Source organism: Mesorhizobium sp. M0045 (assembly GCF_040323385.1).
GTDB lineage: Bacteria > Pseudomonadota > Alphaproteobacteria > Rhizobiales > Rhizobiaceae > Mesorhizobium.
In genome coordinates this window covers 61154-75762 of sequence record NZ_JAMYUY010000020.1, presented here as the reverse complement: position 1 = coordinate 75762, position 14609 = coordinate 61154, and the positions used below count along the sequence as shown (strand labels likewise).

Here is a 14609-nt window from a genome sequence, read left to right as displayed (position 1 = left end):
GAAGGCTCTACGCCTTCACCTTTACTCCTGCCGGATCGTAAAGCGGCTCGAGGTGAATCTTCGCCGGCGTCCGTTCCATTGCCACAACCAGCTCGTAGTCGCCGGAGGTGAGGAAATCATCGCTGACGCCATAGGCATTGCGCACATAGCCGTAGCCGATGTTCTTGCCGATGGTGTAGCCATAGCCGCCGCTGGTGAGATAACCGACCGCCTCGCCGTTGCGCAGGATGGTCTCGCGCCCGAGCAGCACGACGTCGGGATCGTCGACAGTGAAGCCGGCAAAGCGTTTCCTGAGCGTCGAGCCACCGAGCTTTTCAAGCGCCCGCCGGCCGAGGAAATCGGTGTTTTTCCTGAGCTTCACCGCCCAGCCGAGGCCGGCCTCCTGCGGCGTGTCGTTGGGCGTGATGTCGGCGCCCCAGGCGCGGTAGCCTTTTTCCAGCCGCAGCGATTCCAGCGCCCGGTAGCCGACCGGGCGGATGTCGTGGGTAGCGCCCGCCGCCATCAGCGCGTCGAAAACCTCGCCTGTCGCCGCGATCGGCGCATGCAATTCCCAGCCTAGTTCGCCAACATAGGTGACGCGCAGTGCCCGCACGGCGTGGCCGGCAATGGCGATCTCGCGAACATGGCCGAACGGAAAGGCGGCATTCGAGACGTCAGCATCGGTCACCGCCGACAGCACATCACGTGCGCGCGGCCCCATCAGCGACAATGTGCCGAAATCCTCGGTGACGTCGGTCAGCGTCACGTCGAACTCCCTGCCGATATGATCGGCAATCCAGGAGAAATCGTGCGTGCGGAACCCGGTGCCGGTGACGATGTAGAATTTTTCCTCACCGAGCCTCGCCACGGTCAAATCGGCCTCGATGCCGCCACGCGTATTGAGGAGCTGTGTGTAGGTCAGCCGGCCGACCGGCTTGGCGACGTCATTGGCGCAGATCCAGTCCAGCGCCTTCAGCGCGTCGGCTCCGGTCATTTCGTATTTGGCAAACGACGATTGGTCGAAAATACCGATCTTTTCGCGCACATGGCGATGCTCGTCGTCGACGGGTGAAAACCAGTTCTGCCGGCCCATCGAATAGACGTCCTTCGGCTCGATGCCTGCCGGTGCGAACCAGTTCGGCCGCTCCCAGCCAAGTTTCGAGCCGAACACGGCGCGATGTCTTTGCAGCCGCTCGTACAAAGGTGAGACGATGCGCGGCCGTCCGCTGACATATTCCTCATGCGGGAAGCCGATCGTGTAGTGCTTGCCGTACGCTTCCAGCGTGCGGTCGCCGACCCATTTCCGGTCGCGGTGCAGGTCGGAGAAGCGGCGGATGTCGACCACCCACAAATCGAGCGGCGCCTCGCCGTCGACGACCCATTGCGCCAGCGCCCAGCCGGCGCCGCCGCCGGACGCGATGCCGAAGGCATTGAAGCCGGCGCCGACGAACATATTGGGGCATTCCGGCGCCACGCCGAGGATGAAATTGCCGTCCGGCGTAAAGCTCTCCGGCCCGTTGATCATCTGCTTGACGCCGACATTGGCAAGCGCCGGGACGCGCTCGATCGCCTGGCTCATATGCTGCTCGAAATGATCGTAATCATCGTCGAACAGCCGGAACTCCCAATCGTCCGGCACATCGCCGCCGGGCAGACCGGTCGTCCACGCCTGCGGGTTCGGCTCGTAGCCGCCCATCACCAACCCGCCGACCTCCTCCTTGAAATAGGTGCGGCGATCGGGGTCGCGAATTGTCGGCGCGTCGGTCGCCAGGCCGACGATCCTCTCGGTGATGATGTACTGGTGCTTCACCGGCTGCAGCGGCACGTTGATGCCGGCCAACGCACCCACCTGCCGCGCCCATTGCCCGGCGCAGTTCACCACCTTGTCGCAGGCGATATCGCCCCTGTTCGTCCTAACCTTGACGATCCGGCCGTTGGTCAGTTCAAAGCCGGTGACCCGCACCTCCTCGAACAATTTTGCGCCATGCATGCGCGCGCCCTTGGCCAGTGACTGGGTGATGTCGGAAGGGCTTGCCTGACCGTCGGTCGGCAGCCAGGACGCGCCGACGAGGTCGCCGGTTTCCAGCAGCGGCCACATTTCCTTGACCTCGGCCGGCGACAGCAGATGCATGTCCATGCCGAAGCTCTTGGCCGTCGTTGCCAGCCGCTTATACTCGGTCCAGCGGTCGGCATTGGTGGCGAGGCGCAGGCAGCCAGTCATCTTCCAGCCGGTGGCGAGGCCGGTTTCGGCTTCCAGCCCCTTGTAGAGATCGACTGAATATTTGAGCACGCGCGTGATCGACGCCGACGAGCGTAGCTGGCCGACCAGCCCGGCAGCATGCCAGGTCGAACCCGAGGTCAGTTTGCCCTGTTCGAGCAGCACGATTTCGGCCTTGTGGTCGCGCGCCAGATGATAGGCCGTCGAACAGCCGATGATGCCACCGCCGATGACCACGATCCCGGCCTGGGCGGGCAAGGTCATGTCCGCGTCCCGTATTTTGTCCTGTAGTTTTCCAGGGCGGCTTCGAGCCGCGCCAGGTTTTCGTCGGCGTAGGCGGCGTAGTCGACGCCGGGCGCATCGAGGTAGAGCTCGGAAACCATGCCCCACATCGCCTCACGCAGCAGCGACGCGCATTGCATGGCGGCGTGCGAGCGCCGTATCGCCGGGTCCGGCTCCTTCATGAAATAGGCGGTCAGGAAGGCGAAGGATTCCTCGTCGCTCATGCCGGCGTTCGAAGCCGCACCGGCAAGGTCGAACATTGCGGTGTTGAAGCCGGCATATTCGAAGTCGATGAGCCACAGCCTGTGACCGTCGTCGATTATGTTGGCCGGCAGAAGATCGTTGTGACCGAAGACGATCGGCAGCAGTTTTTGCGCGCGCTCGAGCTCGTCCGCCAGGGTCAAAAGGCGTGGCAATTCGTCCAGCTTGCGGCTGCGGCCTTCCTCCAGCGTGCGCGCATAGTCGCGAATGACGTGGAATACCCAGAACATGAAGCCGGCGCCGGAGATGTGACTGGGCATCTCCCGGTGGAAGCCGCGCAGCAACGCGGCAACGCGGCCGAGATCAGCGCGCACGTCCTGCGCGACATAGGCCTTGGCGCCGAGATACTCCGTCACCATGACGCCGGGTCCGGTGTAGTGGACGGCCGGAGCGAAGCCTGCCGCGTGCGCTGCCCGCGCGGTCATCATCTCGCGCTCGCGAAAGACATGGTGGAACGGATAATCCTGGCCGATCCGCACGACGTGCCGCCCGGCCGCGTCCTTGACCAGATAATTGGCATTGCTCAACCCGCCCGGCAGCGGCGCGATATCGATGCCGCCGGTCCAGCAAGGCAGCGCACGGATGCGGTCTTCGACAGTCACGATCTCGTCCAACATCGGGTCAATTTTCCACGCATGTCACGGCTGGCCAGCGATGACAATCGGACGGAGGAATGGCGGCAACGCGAAGATCTCGTCGGTGCAGATCTCGGGATCGGTATCCCGCACCGCACCGACGAGCCCCTTTGTGCCGGGTTCTTCGACGCCGGCATCCGCCCCCGCGGATCCTGAATTTCGGTACCCTTGCACCCGACGATCTCCCGGGCATTCGGGCAGGCGATTTTTCGTGCGGCTCAGCCGTCGTCCTCCGTTCCGAGCCTGTCACGGCGATAATGTCGCGCCACGCTGGAGGCGTTGTCAACGCGAAATTGTGGTGTTTTCTGGTTTTTTGCCCGAATTTTGCTAAATTTCCTGGAGTTAGTGGCATTTATGCCGTAGAACCGGTCAATGGTGCAACAATCCGACCGGATGGAACTGATGCTCCACTCGAAGCGGCATGGCGAAATCCTGCGCCTCCTCAAGGAGGAAGGCACCGTTACCATTGCCAGCCTGGCTGATCGGCTGGGCGTCTCGCTGGAGACAGTACGCCGCGACGTCAAGCCACTGACCAGCGACGGTTCCATCCTCAAGATGCACGGCGCCGTCGGCCTGCCGTCGATTGCCGGCGAAGCGCCGTTCGAGCGGCGCATGCGCGAGAACGCCGATGCCAAGCGAGCTATTGCCCGCATGGTCGCCGCCACCATCCGCGACGGCGAATCGATCATGCTCGACACCGGCACCACCACCTCATTCCTGGCCCGGGAACTGCTCGGCCACCGGCGGCTGACGGTCGTCACCAACTCCTCCGACATCGCCCGCACACTGGCCACCGTCAACGGCAACAAGGTCTATATGGCCGGCGGCGAGCTGCGCAGCGATTCCGGTGCTGCCTTCGGCGTCTCGGCCATCGAATTCGTCAGCCGTTTTTCCGTCAGCCATGCAGTGATATCGACCGGTGCGGTCGATGCTGTCACCGGCGTCATGGACTATGATCTGGAAGAGGCCGAATTCGCCCGCATGGTGCTGTCGCGCGGTCAGCGTTCGCTTGTCGTCACCGACCACAGCAAGTTCGGCCGCCAGGGCCTTGTTCAGGTCTGCGGCTTCGGCGGCTTTTCCGAACTCGCCACCGACCGGCGGCCGCCGCACGACATCGCCGCCGCCCTCGTCCAGGCCGGCGCGCGGCTCAGCATTGCGGACGGCGGAAGCGAGGGCTGAGCTCTATCGGCAGATCGGCACCAGCACCCACTTCCCAGCGCCGCCTCTGCCGTGTTTAGTCCGGCCATGGCTTTCACCATCCGCCAATTGCAGTTCTTCATCGCCGTGGCCGAGCAGGGCACAGTGTCGGGCGCCGCCCAGAACCTGTCGATCTCGCAATCCTCGGTCACCGAAGCGATCAAGGAGTTGGAGCACGATCTCGGCGTCGAGCTGTTCGAGCGCCACCCGCGCGGCTTGAACATCACCCACAAAGGCCACCAGTTCCTGCGCCATGCGAGGAAGATCCTGGCCGACGTTTCCGATGCGCGCCGCGCCTTCTTCGGCGAACGGATCGCGGCAAGCGGGCGGCTGCAACTTGGCGTCACCTCGTTGGTCGCTGGCTATGTGCTTTCCGATCTTCTTGCCCGCTACCGCCGCGCCTATCCGGGTGTCGAGGTCTCGGCGATCGAGGACAATGGCGACTATCTCGAGCATCTGTTGATCGGCGGCAAGCTCGACATTGCCGTCATGGTCACCTCGAACCTGCGCGACCGCACCGCGCTGCAGTCCGAAATCCTCGAAGTCTCGGCCTACCGGCTGTGGCTGCCGCTCGGCCACCCCTTGGCCGGTGCCGACATCATCGGCATCGGCGACATCGCCTCGGAACCGCTGATCATGCTGACCGTCGACGAGATCGAGGAGAATACCGGAAAGCTGCTGACGGCAATCGGCGCCAAGCCGCATGTCGCCTTCCGCACCCGCTCGGTCGAAGCGGTGCGCAGCCTCGTCGCTACCGGCGCCGGCGTGGCGCTGCTGCCCGATCTCGTCTACCGGCCATGGTCGCTGGAAGGCGACCGCATCGAATCGCGCGATATTTCGGGGTCGTTGCCGGTCGTCCAGGTCGGCATGGTCTGGCGGCGCGGCTCCGGCCTGCCGCAAGCGGCGCGCGACTTCATCGGACTTGCCCAGTCGCAGCGCATGGTGCGCCAACGACCCGAGAAGATCGGCCGCTGACGTATCGGAAAAATCGATATCGGCTTTCTGATAAATGAATTTGCGAAACCGGAAATTTCGCAGCACTTTTCGGTCAGGGAACAAAGCTGCCGCCGGAGCACGGCCCTCAGAGCCGCGCATCCAACGTCTTTGAACGGGCGCATGATCTTCTTCCGAAGCCCGAAACCGGTTTCGAGGTCATGCAAAAATGGGAGATCGACGATGAATTCATTGCTGAAATCATGCACTGCCTTGACGGTCGCGCTGAGCTTCTCCGGCCAGGCCATCGCCCAGGTCAAGGAGCTCGGCAAAGGCGAAGGCGAGGTCAATATCGTCGCCTGGCCGGGCTATATCGAGCGCGGCGAAACCGACAAGGCCTATGATTGGGTCACTTCGTTCGAGAAGGAAACCGGCTGCAAGGTCAACGTCAAGACCGCCAACACCTCCGACGAGATGGTCTCGCTGATGAACGAGGGCGGCTTCGATCTCGTCACCGCCTCGGGCGACGCTTCGCTGCGCCTTGTCGCAGGCAAGCGCGTTCAGCCGATCAACACCGACCTCATACCGAGCTGGAAGACGGTCGACGACCGGCTGAAGGATGCGCCCTGGTTCACCGTCGGCGGAGTCCATTACGGCGTCCCCTATCAGTGGGGGCCGAACGTGCTGATGTACAACACCGAAGTGTTCAAGGAGGCGCCGAAGAGCTGGAACGTGGTCTTCGAGGAAATGAAGCTTTCCGACGGCAAGTCGAACAAGGGCCGCGTCCAGGCCTATGACGGGCCCATCCACATCGCCGATGCCGCCAACTACCTGATGGCCCACAAGCCGGAGCTCGGCATCAAGGATCCGTACGAACTGACCGAAGACCAGTACAAGGCCGCGCTCGACCTTCTGCGGGTCCAGCGTACGCTGGTCGGACGCTATTGGCACGACGCCGCCATCCAGGTCGACGATTTCCAGAACGAAGGCGTCGTCGCCTCCGGCTCCTGGCCCTACCAGGTCAACACGCTGATCGCGGCCAAGAAGCCGGTCGCCTCGACCATCCCCGAGGAGGGCGTTACCGGCTGGGCCGACACCACGATGATGGAGGCCGATGCTGCCCACCCGAACTGCGCCTACATGTGGATGGAGCATTCGCTGTCGCCGAAAGTGCAGGGCGACGTCTCCGCCTGGTTCGGCTCGCTGCCGGTGGTGCCTGCCGCCTGCAAGGGCAACGAACTGCTCGGCGAAGAAGGCTGCAAGACCAACGGCTACGACAATTTCGACAAGATCAAGTTCTGGAAGACGCCGGTCTCGAAATGCGCCACCCAGAACGACCAGTGCGTACCCTACTACCGCTGGGTGTCGGACTATATCGGCGTCATCGGCGGGCGGTGAGTTCGCCTCACCTACGAAGCCCGGCGCTGCCCGTCACCCTTACCCTCTCCCGGTGAAGAACGGGGGGCCGCCAGCGTTGGAGCGCCTCCCTTCTCCCCGTCCACCATACGGGGAGAAGGTGCCGGCAGGCGGATGAGGGGCGGCACAACCGCATGAAAATTTGATGAGCCTGACAGATCAGGACAGCCCCATGACCTCCGCCGTTTCCTTCCAAAAAGTCTCCCGCCATTTCGGCAGCGTGCGTGCGGTCGACGCGGTCGATCTCGACATCGTGCCGGGCGAGTTCTTCGCCATGCTCGGGCCTTCCGGCTCGGGCAAGACGACGTGCCTGCGCCTCATTGCCGGTTTCGAGCAGCCGACGGCGGGGTCGATCTCGATCTTCGGCGAACGCGCCGAGGGCGTGCCGCCCTATCGCCGCAACGTCAACACCGTGTTCCAGGATTATGCGCTGTTCCCGCATCTCAACGTGCTCGACAACGTCGCCTATGGGCTGATGGTCAAGGGCATCGGCAGACCGGAGCGGCAAAAGGCGGCGGAAGACGCGCTGGCGCTGGTGCGGCTTCCCGGCTACGGCGCGCGTCGCCCTGGCCAGCTTTCCGGCGGCCAGCGCCAGCGCGTCGCGCTCGCCCGTGCGCTGGTCAACCAGCCCAAGGTGCTGCTGCTCGACGAGCCGCTCGGCGCGCTCGACCTCAAGCTCCGCGAAAACATGCAGGAGGAGTTGAAATCGCTGCAGAAGGCGCTTGGCATCACCTTCGTGTTCGTCACCCACGACCAGGGCGAAGCGCTGTCGATGGCCGACCGCGTCGCCGTGTTCAACGATGGCAAGATCATGCAGATCGGCACGCCGGAAGACATCTACCAGCGCCCCAAGACCCGCTTCGTCGCCGATTTCGTCGGCTCGTCCAACGTGTTGCCGCCGGATTTCGTCCAGCGCTATGCCGGCCAGCATCGCTGGGGCAGCCTGCGGCCCGAATCCATTCGCATCGGCCGGGCGGCCAAGGGCGACGGCGTTGCCGCCCGCCTGGTGTCGACCAATTATCTCGGCGCCACGACAAGACTGGCGCTCGATGCAGAGGGCTTGCGGCTGCATGCCATCGTGCCGGCGGGTGCTGCCTTGCCCCGGGAAGGCGAGGCGGTCGTGCTCACCTTCAACCGCGAGCAGTTGCATCTGATGGACGATCTCGGATGAGCCTGGACGCTGCCATGCCGCGGGCCACGGCGCCCGCCATCCTGCCGGGAAGCGGCGGCCTGCGTGGCGCGCTCTCCGACCTCTTCTGGCGCCGGCCGCAATTCCTGCTTCTGCTCATGCTGCTGCCGCCGGTTCTGTGGCTCGGCATCGTCTATATCGGCTCGCTCTTCGCACTGCTTTTGCAGAGCTTCTTTTCGATCGACGAGTTCTCCGGCCTGATCAACCGGCAGTTCACGCTGAAGACTTATGGCGACCTGCTTCAGGCCGCCAATCTCGACATCATCCTGCGCACGGTGACGATGGCGGCGCTGGTGACGCTGGCGGCGGCGGTCATCGCCTTTCCCATCGCCTATTACGCGGCGCGCTATGCGCGCGGCCGTTGGAAGGCGCTGTTTTATCTCGGCGTCATGCTGCCGCTGTGGTCGAGCTACCTGGTCAAGATCTATGCCTGGAAGCTGATCCTCGCCAAGGAAGGCATCCTGACGTGGCTACTGGCCAAATTACATCTTCTGTGGCTGCTCGACGCCTGGCTGTCGCTGCCGGTCGTCGGCGGCAACTCGCTGTCGGTCTCCTCAACCGGCACCTTCATCGTCTTCGTCTATGTCTGGCTGCCGTTCATGATCCTGCCGGTGCAGGCCGCACTCGAGCGCGTGCCGGGCAATTTGGTCGAGGCTTCGTCCGATCTCGGTGCCTCGCCCGGGCAGACCTTCCGCAACGTGCTGTTCCCGCTGGCGCTGCCCGGCATCGTCGCCGGCTCGATCTTCACCTTCTCGCTGACGCTCGGCGACTACATCATCCCACAGATCATCGGCACCTCGCGGCTGTTCATCGGCCAGGCCGTTTATTCGCAGCAAGGCACCGCCGGCAACATCCCGCTCGCCGCCGCCTTTACCGTGGTGCCTATCGTCATCATGGGCTTCTATCTCTGGGGCGCCAAGCGCATGGGGGCTTTCGATGCGCTCTGACCGTGGCCCATCCGCGCCGATCGGCCTGAAGCTCGCTGCCACCGGCGGCCTGCTTTTCCTGCATTTGCCGATTCTGCTGATCTTCGTCTATGCCTTCACCACCGAGGAGAAGAGCTTCGTCTGGCCGCCGCCGGGCCTGACCACGCAATGGTTCGCCGTCACCTGGAATCGTCCCGACGTCTGGCAGGCGCTGTCGCTGTCGGTGCGGGTCGCGGCGATCTCGACCGCCATCGCCCTGGTCCTCGGCACGCTGTGCGCCGCTGCCGTGTCGCGCACAAAATTCTTCGGCCGCGAAACCATCTCGCTGCTGGTCATCCTGCCCATCGCGCTGCCCGGCATCATCACTGGCATCGCGCTGCGCTCAGCCTTCGCGCTGGCCGAAATCCCGTTCTCGTTCTGGACAATCGTGCTCGGCCACGCCACCTTCTGCGTGGTCGTCGTCTACAACAATGCGGTCGCCCGTTTCCGCCGCACGTCCGGCTCGATGATCGAGGCGTCGATGGACCTCGGCGCCGATGGTTTCCAGACATTTCGGCATGTCGTGCTGCCCAACATCGCAACCGCGCTGCTGGCCGGCGGCATGCTTGCCTTTGCGCTGTCCTTCGACGAGGTCATCGTCACCACCTTCACCGCCGGCCAGCAGCAGACGGTGCCGATCTGGATGCTGGAGGAATTGATCCGTCCGCGCCAGCGTCCGGTCACCAATGTCGTGGCCATGGTCGTGGTACTGGTGACGCTGCTTCCCATCCTCGCTGCCTATTACCTGACCCGCGACGGCGACCAGATCGCCGGTTCGGGCAAATGATCTCGTTCATAAGGGAGAGACTTCCATGGACACGCAGATGCTGATCGGCTCGAAATTCGAAAAAGGCACCGAGACCGAGGAACCGATCCTCAACCCGAAGACCGGGGCGACCATCCTCAATCTGCCCGAGGCCAGCCCCGTGCAGATCGAGGCGGCCGTACTTGCCGCCGAAAAAGCCTTCGTCACCTGGTCCCGCACAACACCGGCGCAGCGCGCCGGCTATGTCCTGAAGATTGCCGATCGCATCGAGGCTGCGGCAAAGGACTTTGCGGCGCTCGAGGCGCTGAACTGCGGCAAGCCGATCAATGCCGTGCTCAATGACGAGATCCCGGCGATCGTCGACTGCTACCGCTTCTTTGCCGGCGCGGTCCGCTCGATGCCTGGCCAGGTCGCCGGCGAATACATTCCCGGCCACACCTCGATGGTCCGCCGCGACGCCATCGGCGTTGTGGCGTCGATTGCGCCGTGGAACTATCCGCTGATGATGATGGCCTGGAAGCTGGCGCCGGCGATTGCCGGCGGCAACACGGTCGTCTTCAAGCCGTCGGAACAGACGCCGCTGACTGCGCTGAAGCTGGCGAAAATCCTTGTCGAGATCCTGCCGGAAGGCGTCGTCAACGTCGTGCTCGGCCGCGGCGACAGCGTCGGCAACACGCTGATCAACCATCCGAAAGTCAACATGATCTCGATCACCGGCGACGTCGCCACCGGCAAGAAGGTGCTGCAGGCCGCCGCTAAATCGGTCAAGCGCACACATCTCGAGCTCGGCGGCAAGGCGCCGGTCATCGTCTTCGACGACGCCGATCTCGGTGCGGTGGTCAACGGCCTGCGCGCCTTCGGCTATTACAATGCCGGCCAGGATTGCACCGCCGCCTGCCGCATCTATGCCGGCAAGAATATCTATGACAAACTCGTCGCGGACCTCTCCGCTGCGGTCTCGACCATCAAGTATGATCGCCCAGATGATACCGAGAACGAGATCGGCCCGCTGATTTCGCGTCGCCAGCGTGACCGCGTCTCGAGCTTCGTCGAGCGCGCCTCGGAGCTCAAGCACATCGAGATCACTACGGGCGGCAAGCCGGGCGAGGGCTCCGGCTTCTTCTACCAGCCGACCGTCGTCGCCGGCGCGCTGCAGGAGGACGAGATCGTGCGCCGCGAAGTGTTCGGCCCGGTGGTCTCGGTCACCCGCTTTTCCGAAGTCGACGAAGCGGTGAACTGGGCCAATGATTCTGACTACGGCCTGGCGTCGTCGGTGTGGACCAAGGATGTTTCGCGCGCCATGGCGACGGCCGCCCGCCTGCAATATGGCTGCACCTGGATCAACACCCATTTCATGCTGACCAACGAGATGCCGCATGGCGGGTTGAAACAATCCGGCTACGGCAAGGACATGTCGCTATATGCGCTGGAGGACTATACCGCAGTCCGCCACGTCATGATTGCGCACGGATAGCGCCCTCGGGGAGACGGTGGCCTCAGGCCGAAGGCGCCACGCGATTATTCTTCCGCCTCCTCCGCGCCGCTCGCGGCCGGCGCAACCAGCAGCACAGCGGCGCCGAGGATCGCTGCGATGAAAGAGCCGGCGAGGATGCCGACCTTGACCGCGTCCTGCAGAGCGACGTCGCTAGCGAAGGCGAGCAGGCCGATGAACAGGCTCATGGTGAAGCCTATGCCGCAGAGCAGCGAAATGCCGATCATGTGCAGCCAGCCGGCATTGACCGGCAGATCAGCGAAGCCAAGCCGGATGGCAAGCGCGGAAGACCCGAACACGCCGACCAGCTTGCCGGCGACGAGGCCGGCGGCGACGCCGAGCGTCAGCGGCTCGGCAAGGGCGGCAGCGCTGAGACCGCCGAGCGAGACGCCGGCGTTGGCAAAGCCGAAAATCGGGATGACGAAAAAGGCGACGACTTTGTGCAGGCCGTGTTCGAGCCGGTGCAGCGGCGAATGGTCGAGATCGTGGCCGCTGCCCGGCGAGATCTTCAATGGGATGGTGAGGGCCAGCGCAACGCCGGCGAGCGTCGCATGGACGCCCGATTTCAAAACCAAAACCCACAGCACGACACCAAGCACGATATAAGGCAGCAGCGTCAGCACCCGCATGCGGTTGAGCACCGCCAGCAGCGCGATGACGGCGAAGGCGGCGCCGAGATAGGCGAGCGACAGGCCGCTGGTATAGAACACCGCGATGATGAGCACGGCGCCGAGATCGTCGATGATGGCGAGCGCGGTAAGGAATATCTTCAACGAGCCCGGCACGCGGCTGCCGAGCAGCGACAGCACGCCGAGCGCAAAGGCGATGTCGGTGGCGGTCGGGATCGCCCAACCGGACAGAGCGGCTGGATTGTTGCGGTTGATGGCGACGTAGACCAGTGCCGGCACCGCCATGCCACCGGCGGCGGCGATGCCGGGCAGCACGCGGCGCGGCCAGGTCGAGAGCTGGCCGTCGAGCATCTCGCGCTTGATCTCGAGGCCAACCAGCAGGAAGAACACCGCCATCAGGCCGTCATTGATCCAGTGCGAGACGCTGAGCGGTCCGAGATAGGCATGGAGGGCGGAGAAATAAGCCTCGGCCAGCGGCGAATTGGCGACGATCAGGGCCAGGGCCGCCGCAGCCATCAGGATGAGGCCGCCGGCCGCCTCGCTGTCGAGGAATTCGCGCAGCATGGAGACCAGCCGCTTTTCGTCCTGCATGTCGCCTCCGTCGTGTCAGCGGCAAGGTCCGACGCACCGCCCAGCGATGATGCGCAAACGGCGCTGGCCGGGCAAGCCTGCAGTCAGAACCTTTTAGCGCGGCGCGCGCTTGGCGAGGATGCGTTGCAGCGTGCGGCGATGCATGTTCAGGCGGCGTGCGGTTTCCGAGACATTGCGGTCGCACATTTCGTAGACGCGCTGGATGTGTTCCCAGCGCACGCGATCAGCCGACATTGGATTTTCCGGCGGCGCGGCACGTTCGCCCGCCGTGCGGGTCAGGGCTGCAAAGATGTCGTCGGCATCGGCCGGCTTCGATAGATAGTCGATGGCGCCGAGCTTTACCGCCGTCACCGCAGTGGCGATGTTGCCATAGCCTGTAAGGATTATGGCGCGAGCATCGTCGCGCTTCTCGCGAATGGCAGCGACGACGTCGAGGCCGTTGCCGTCGGCCAGCCGCATGTCGACCACCGCATAGGCCGGCGGATTGGCGCGCGCCTTGGCAACCGCCTCCTCGACGCTCTCCGCCGTCTCGACCACGAAACCCCTGGTTTCCATGGCGCGGGCAAGCCGCGTCAGGAACGGCTTGTCGTCGTCCACGATCAGCAACGAGGTGTCCTCGCCTTCGACCATTGCGCCAATCGTTTCGTCAGTACTCATCGTGCTGAAAATCCTGCTGCCTGATTTTTACGCAAATATAGTTTCGCAACGCTATTGTCCAATTTAGGCCGTGTCGAACATGGTGGCCGAAGCCTGCTCGGGATTAAGGAAGACGCTGCGCGGCCACGATATCTGCACGATAGCGCCCTCGCCGGGTTCGCTCGAATTGCGGAAATCGAGCGTCGCGCCGGAGCGTTCGAGCAAGGTCTTGGCGATGAATAGGCCGAGGCCGAGGCCGCCGCCGGCTTCGGTGCCTTGTCGGGTCGACATATAGGGTTCGCCGATACGGTCGATGATCTCCGGCGGAAAGCCCGGCCCGTCGTCGATGATCGAGAAGCTGACGGCGGCCTCGTTCCATTTCCAGCGTATGGTGACGTTCTTGCGGGCGAAGTCGACAGCGTTCTCGACCAAATTGCCGAGCCCGTAAATGACGCCGGGATTGCGCCGGCCCACCGGTTCCGGGCCGATGCGCTCGCCCGGCCGAAGCTTGATCGAAATGCCGAAATCGCGGTGCGGTGCCGTCACTTCCTCGACCAGCGAGGTCAGCGGCAGGCGCGAGAGGTGCACCTCGCTCTCGGAGGAAAGGCTGGTCAGGCGCTTCAGGATTTCGCGGCAGCGCTCGCTCTGCGAACGCAGCAGCTTCACGTCCTCGCCGTATTTCGGATCTTCGCCAAGCGCCTTCTCCATCTCCTTGGCGACAAGCGTGATGGTGGCGAGCGGCGTGCCGAGTTCGTGCGCGGCGGCCGCGGCGAGGCCGTCGAGGGCCGAGAGATGCTGTTCTCGCTGCAGCACCAATTCCGTGGCGGCAAGCGCGTTGGCAAGCAGCCGCGCCTCCTCTGCCACCCGGAAGGCATAGATCGCGGTAAAGGCGATGGAGCAGAACACCGCCATCCACATGCCGGCGACATAGATGAACGGCATCGCCAATGGCGCCCCCTCATGCCAGGGCAGCGGCAGGTGGTAGAAGACCAGCAGCGTCGCCGCCACGATCACCAGCGCGCCGAGCAGAGCCGTCAACCGCAGCGGCAGCGACGTCGCCGAGACGACGACGGGCACGGTCATCAGCAGCGAAAACGGATTGGTAAGGCCGCCGGTCATGTAGAGCAGGCCGGCAAGCTGCAGGCTGTCAAAGGTCAGGATGGCAAAGGCCGAGAACGGGGTAAGCCGATGCGCCGCCGGATAGCGGAAGGTCAGCAACAGGTTCATCCAGGCCGAACAAGCGATCAGCGCAAAACACATGCTGACCGGCAGCGGAAATTTCAGCCCGTAGGCGACGACAAGCACGGTCAGGCTCTGGCCGACAATGGCAAGCCAGCGCAGCCTGATCAGCGTGTTGAGGCGCAGCCGCTGGCTTTGCTGGAAGTCGGGCGCGTGCAGAATGTTTATCATGGCGGGATTA

12 protein-coding genes are annotated in these 14609 nt (G+C 64.0%); 7 read left to right on the top strand and 5 right to left on the bottom strand.

The window, feature by feature from the left end:
- Nucleotides 1-7 precede the first annotated feature (7 nt).
- Both NKJ72_RS25145 and NKJ72_RS25140 read right to left on the bottom strand, forming a co-directional pair.
- A complete protein-coding gene (locus NKJ72_RS25145; protein ID WP_352479862.1) occupies nucleotides 8-2461 on the bottom strand; it encodes a GcvT family protein in 2454 nt (817 codons plus the stop codon).
- The gene (locus tag NKJ72_RS25140) at nucleotides 2458-3342 is read right to left on the bottom strand and encodes a phosphotransferase (RefSeq protein WP_352479885.1); all 885 of its coding nucleotides are present in this window, start codon (nucleotides 3340-3342) and stop codon (nucleotides 2458-2460) included. The genes NKJ72_RS25145 and NKJ72_RS25140 overlap by 4 nt, the downstream gene beginning before the upstream one ends.
- 435 nt (nucleotides 3343-3777) lie before the next feature.
- Between NKJ72_RS25140 and NKJ72_RS25135 the strand changes: the two genes are divergently transcribed.
- From NKJ72_RS25135 to NKJ72_RS25105, 7 genes are all read left to right on the top strand, one after another.
- On the top strand, nucleotides 3778-4554 hold the full coding sequence (locus NKJ72_RS25135) for a DeoR/GlpR family DNA-binding transcription regulator (protein ID WP_352479861.1): 777 nt from the start codon (nucleotides 3778-3780) through the stop codon (nucleotides 4552-4554).
- A 66-nt stretch (nucleotides 4555-4620) separates the two neighbouring features.
- The gene (locus NKJ72_RS25130) at nucleotides 4621-5547 is read left to right on the top strand and encodes a LysR family transcriptional regulator (RefSeq protein ID WP_254816127.1); all 927 of its coding nucleotides are present in this window, start codon (nucleotides 4621-4623) and stop codon (nucleotides 5545-5547) included.
- A gap of 201 nt (nucleotides 5548-5748) precedes the next feature.
- Entirely contained in the window at nucleotides 5749-6903 is a 1155-nt protein-coding gene (locus NKJ72_RS25125; RefSeq protein WP_352479860.1) for an ABC transporter substrate-binding protein, read from the top strand.
- Between the two features lie 190 nt (nucleotides 6904-7093).
- Nucleotides 7094-8092: an ABC transporter ATP-binding protein gene (locus NKJ72_RS25120; RefSeq protein ID WP_352479859.1), complete on the top strand. Its 999-nt coding sequence runs from the start codon at nucleotides 7094-7096 to the stop codon at nucleotides 8090-8092.
- A gap of 14 nt (nucleotides 8093-8106) precedes the next feature.
- Entirely contained in the window at nucleotides 8107-9057 is a 951-nt protein-coding gene (locus NKJ72_RS25115; RefSeq protein ID WP_254816389.1) for an ABC transporter permease, read from the top strand.
- Nucleotides 9047-9862: an ABC transporter permease gene (locus tag NKJ72_RS25110; protein ID WP_352479858.1), complete on the top strand. Its 816-nt coding sequence runs from the start codon at nucleotides 9047-9049 to the stop codon at nucleotides 9860-9862. Before NKJ72_RS25115 ends, NKJ72_RS25110 begins: the two co-directional genes overlap by 11 nt.
- Before the next feature lie 25 nt (nucleotides 9863-9887).
- Complete coding sequence (locus NKJ72_RS25105; protein WP_352479857.1) at nucleotides 9888-11315, top strand: gamma-aminobutyraldehyde dehydrogenase; 1428 nt, start codon at nucleotides 9888-9890, stop codon at nucleotides 11313-11315.
- Nucleotides 11316-11359: 44 nt separating this feature from the next.
- Here NKJ72_RS25105 and nhaA read toward each other — a convergent pair whose 3' ends face one another.
- The 3 genes from nhaA to NKJ72_RS25090 form a co-directional block, all read right to left on the bottom strand.
- Nucleotides 11360-12553, bottom strand: coding sequence for a Na+/H+ antiporter NhaA (gene nhaA / locus NKJ72_RS25100; protein ID WP_352479856.1), 1194 nt, complete (start codon nucleotides 12551-12553; stop codon nucleotides 11360-11362).
- 93 nt (nucleotides 12554-12646) lie between these two features.
- Nucleotides 12647-13210 carry an ActR/PrrA/RegA family redox response regulator transcription factor gene (locus NKJ72_RS25095; protein WP_023676342.1) on the bottom strand — a complete coding sequence of 188 codons (564 nt, stop codon included), beginning with the start codon at nucleotides 13208-13210 and terminating at the stop codon, nucleotides 12647-12649.
- A gap of 63 nt (nucleotides 13211-13273) precedes the next feature.
- Nucleotides 13274-14599, bottom strand: coding sequence for an ActS/PrrB/RegB family redox-sensitive histidine kinase (locus NKJ72_RS25090; RefSeq protein ID WP_352479855.1), 1326 nt, complete (start codon nucleotides 14597-14599; stop codon nucleotides 13274-13276).
- Between the last annotated feature and the right edge of the window lie 10 nt (nucleotides 14600-14609).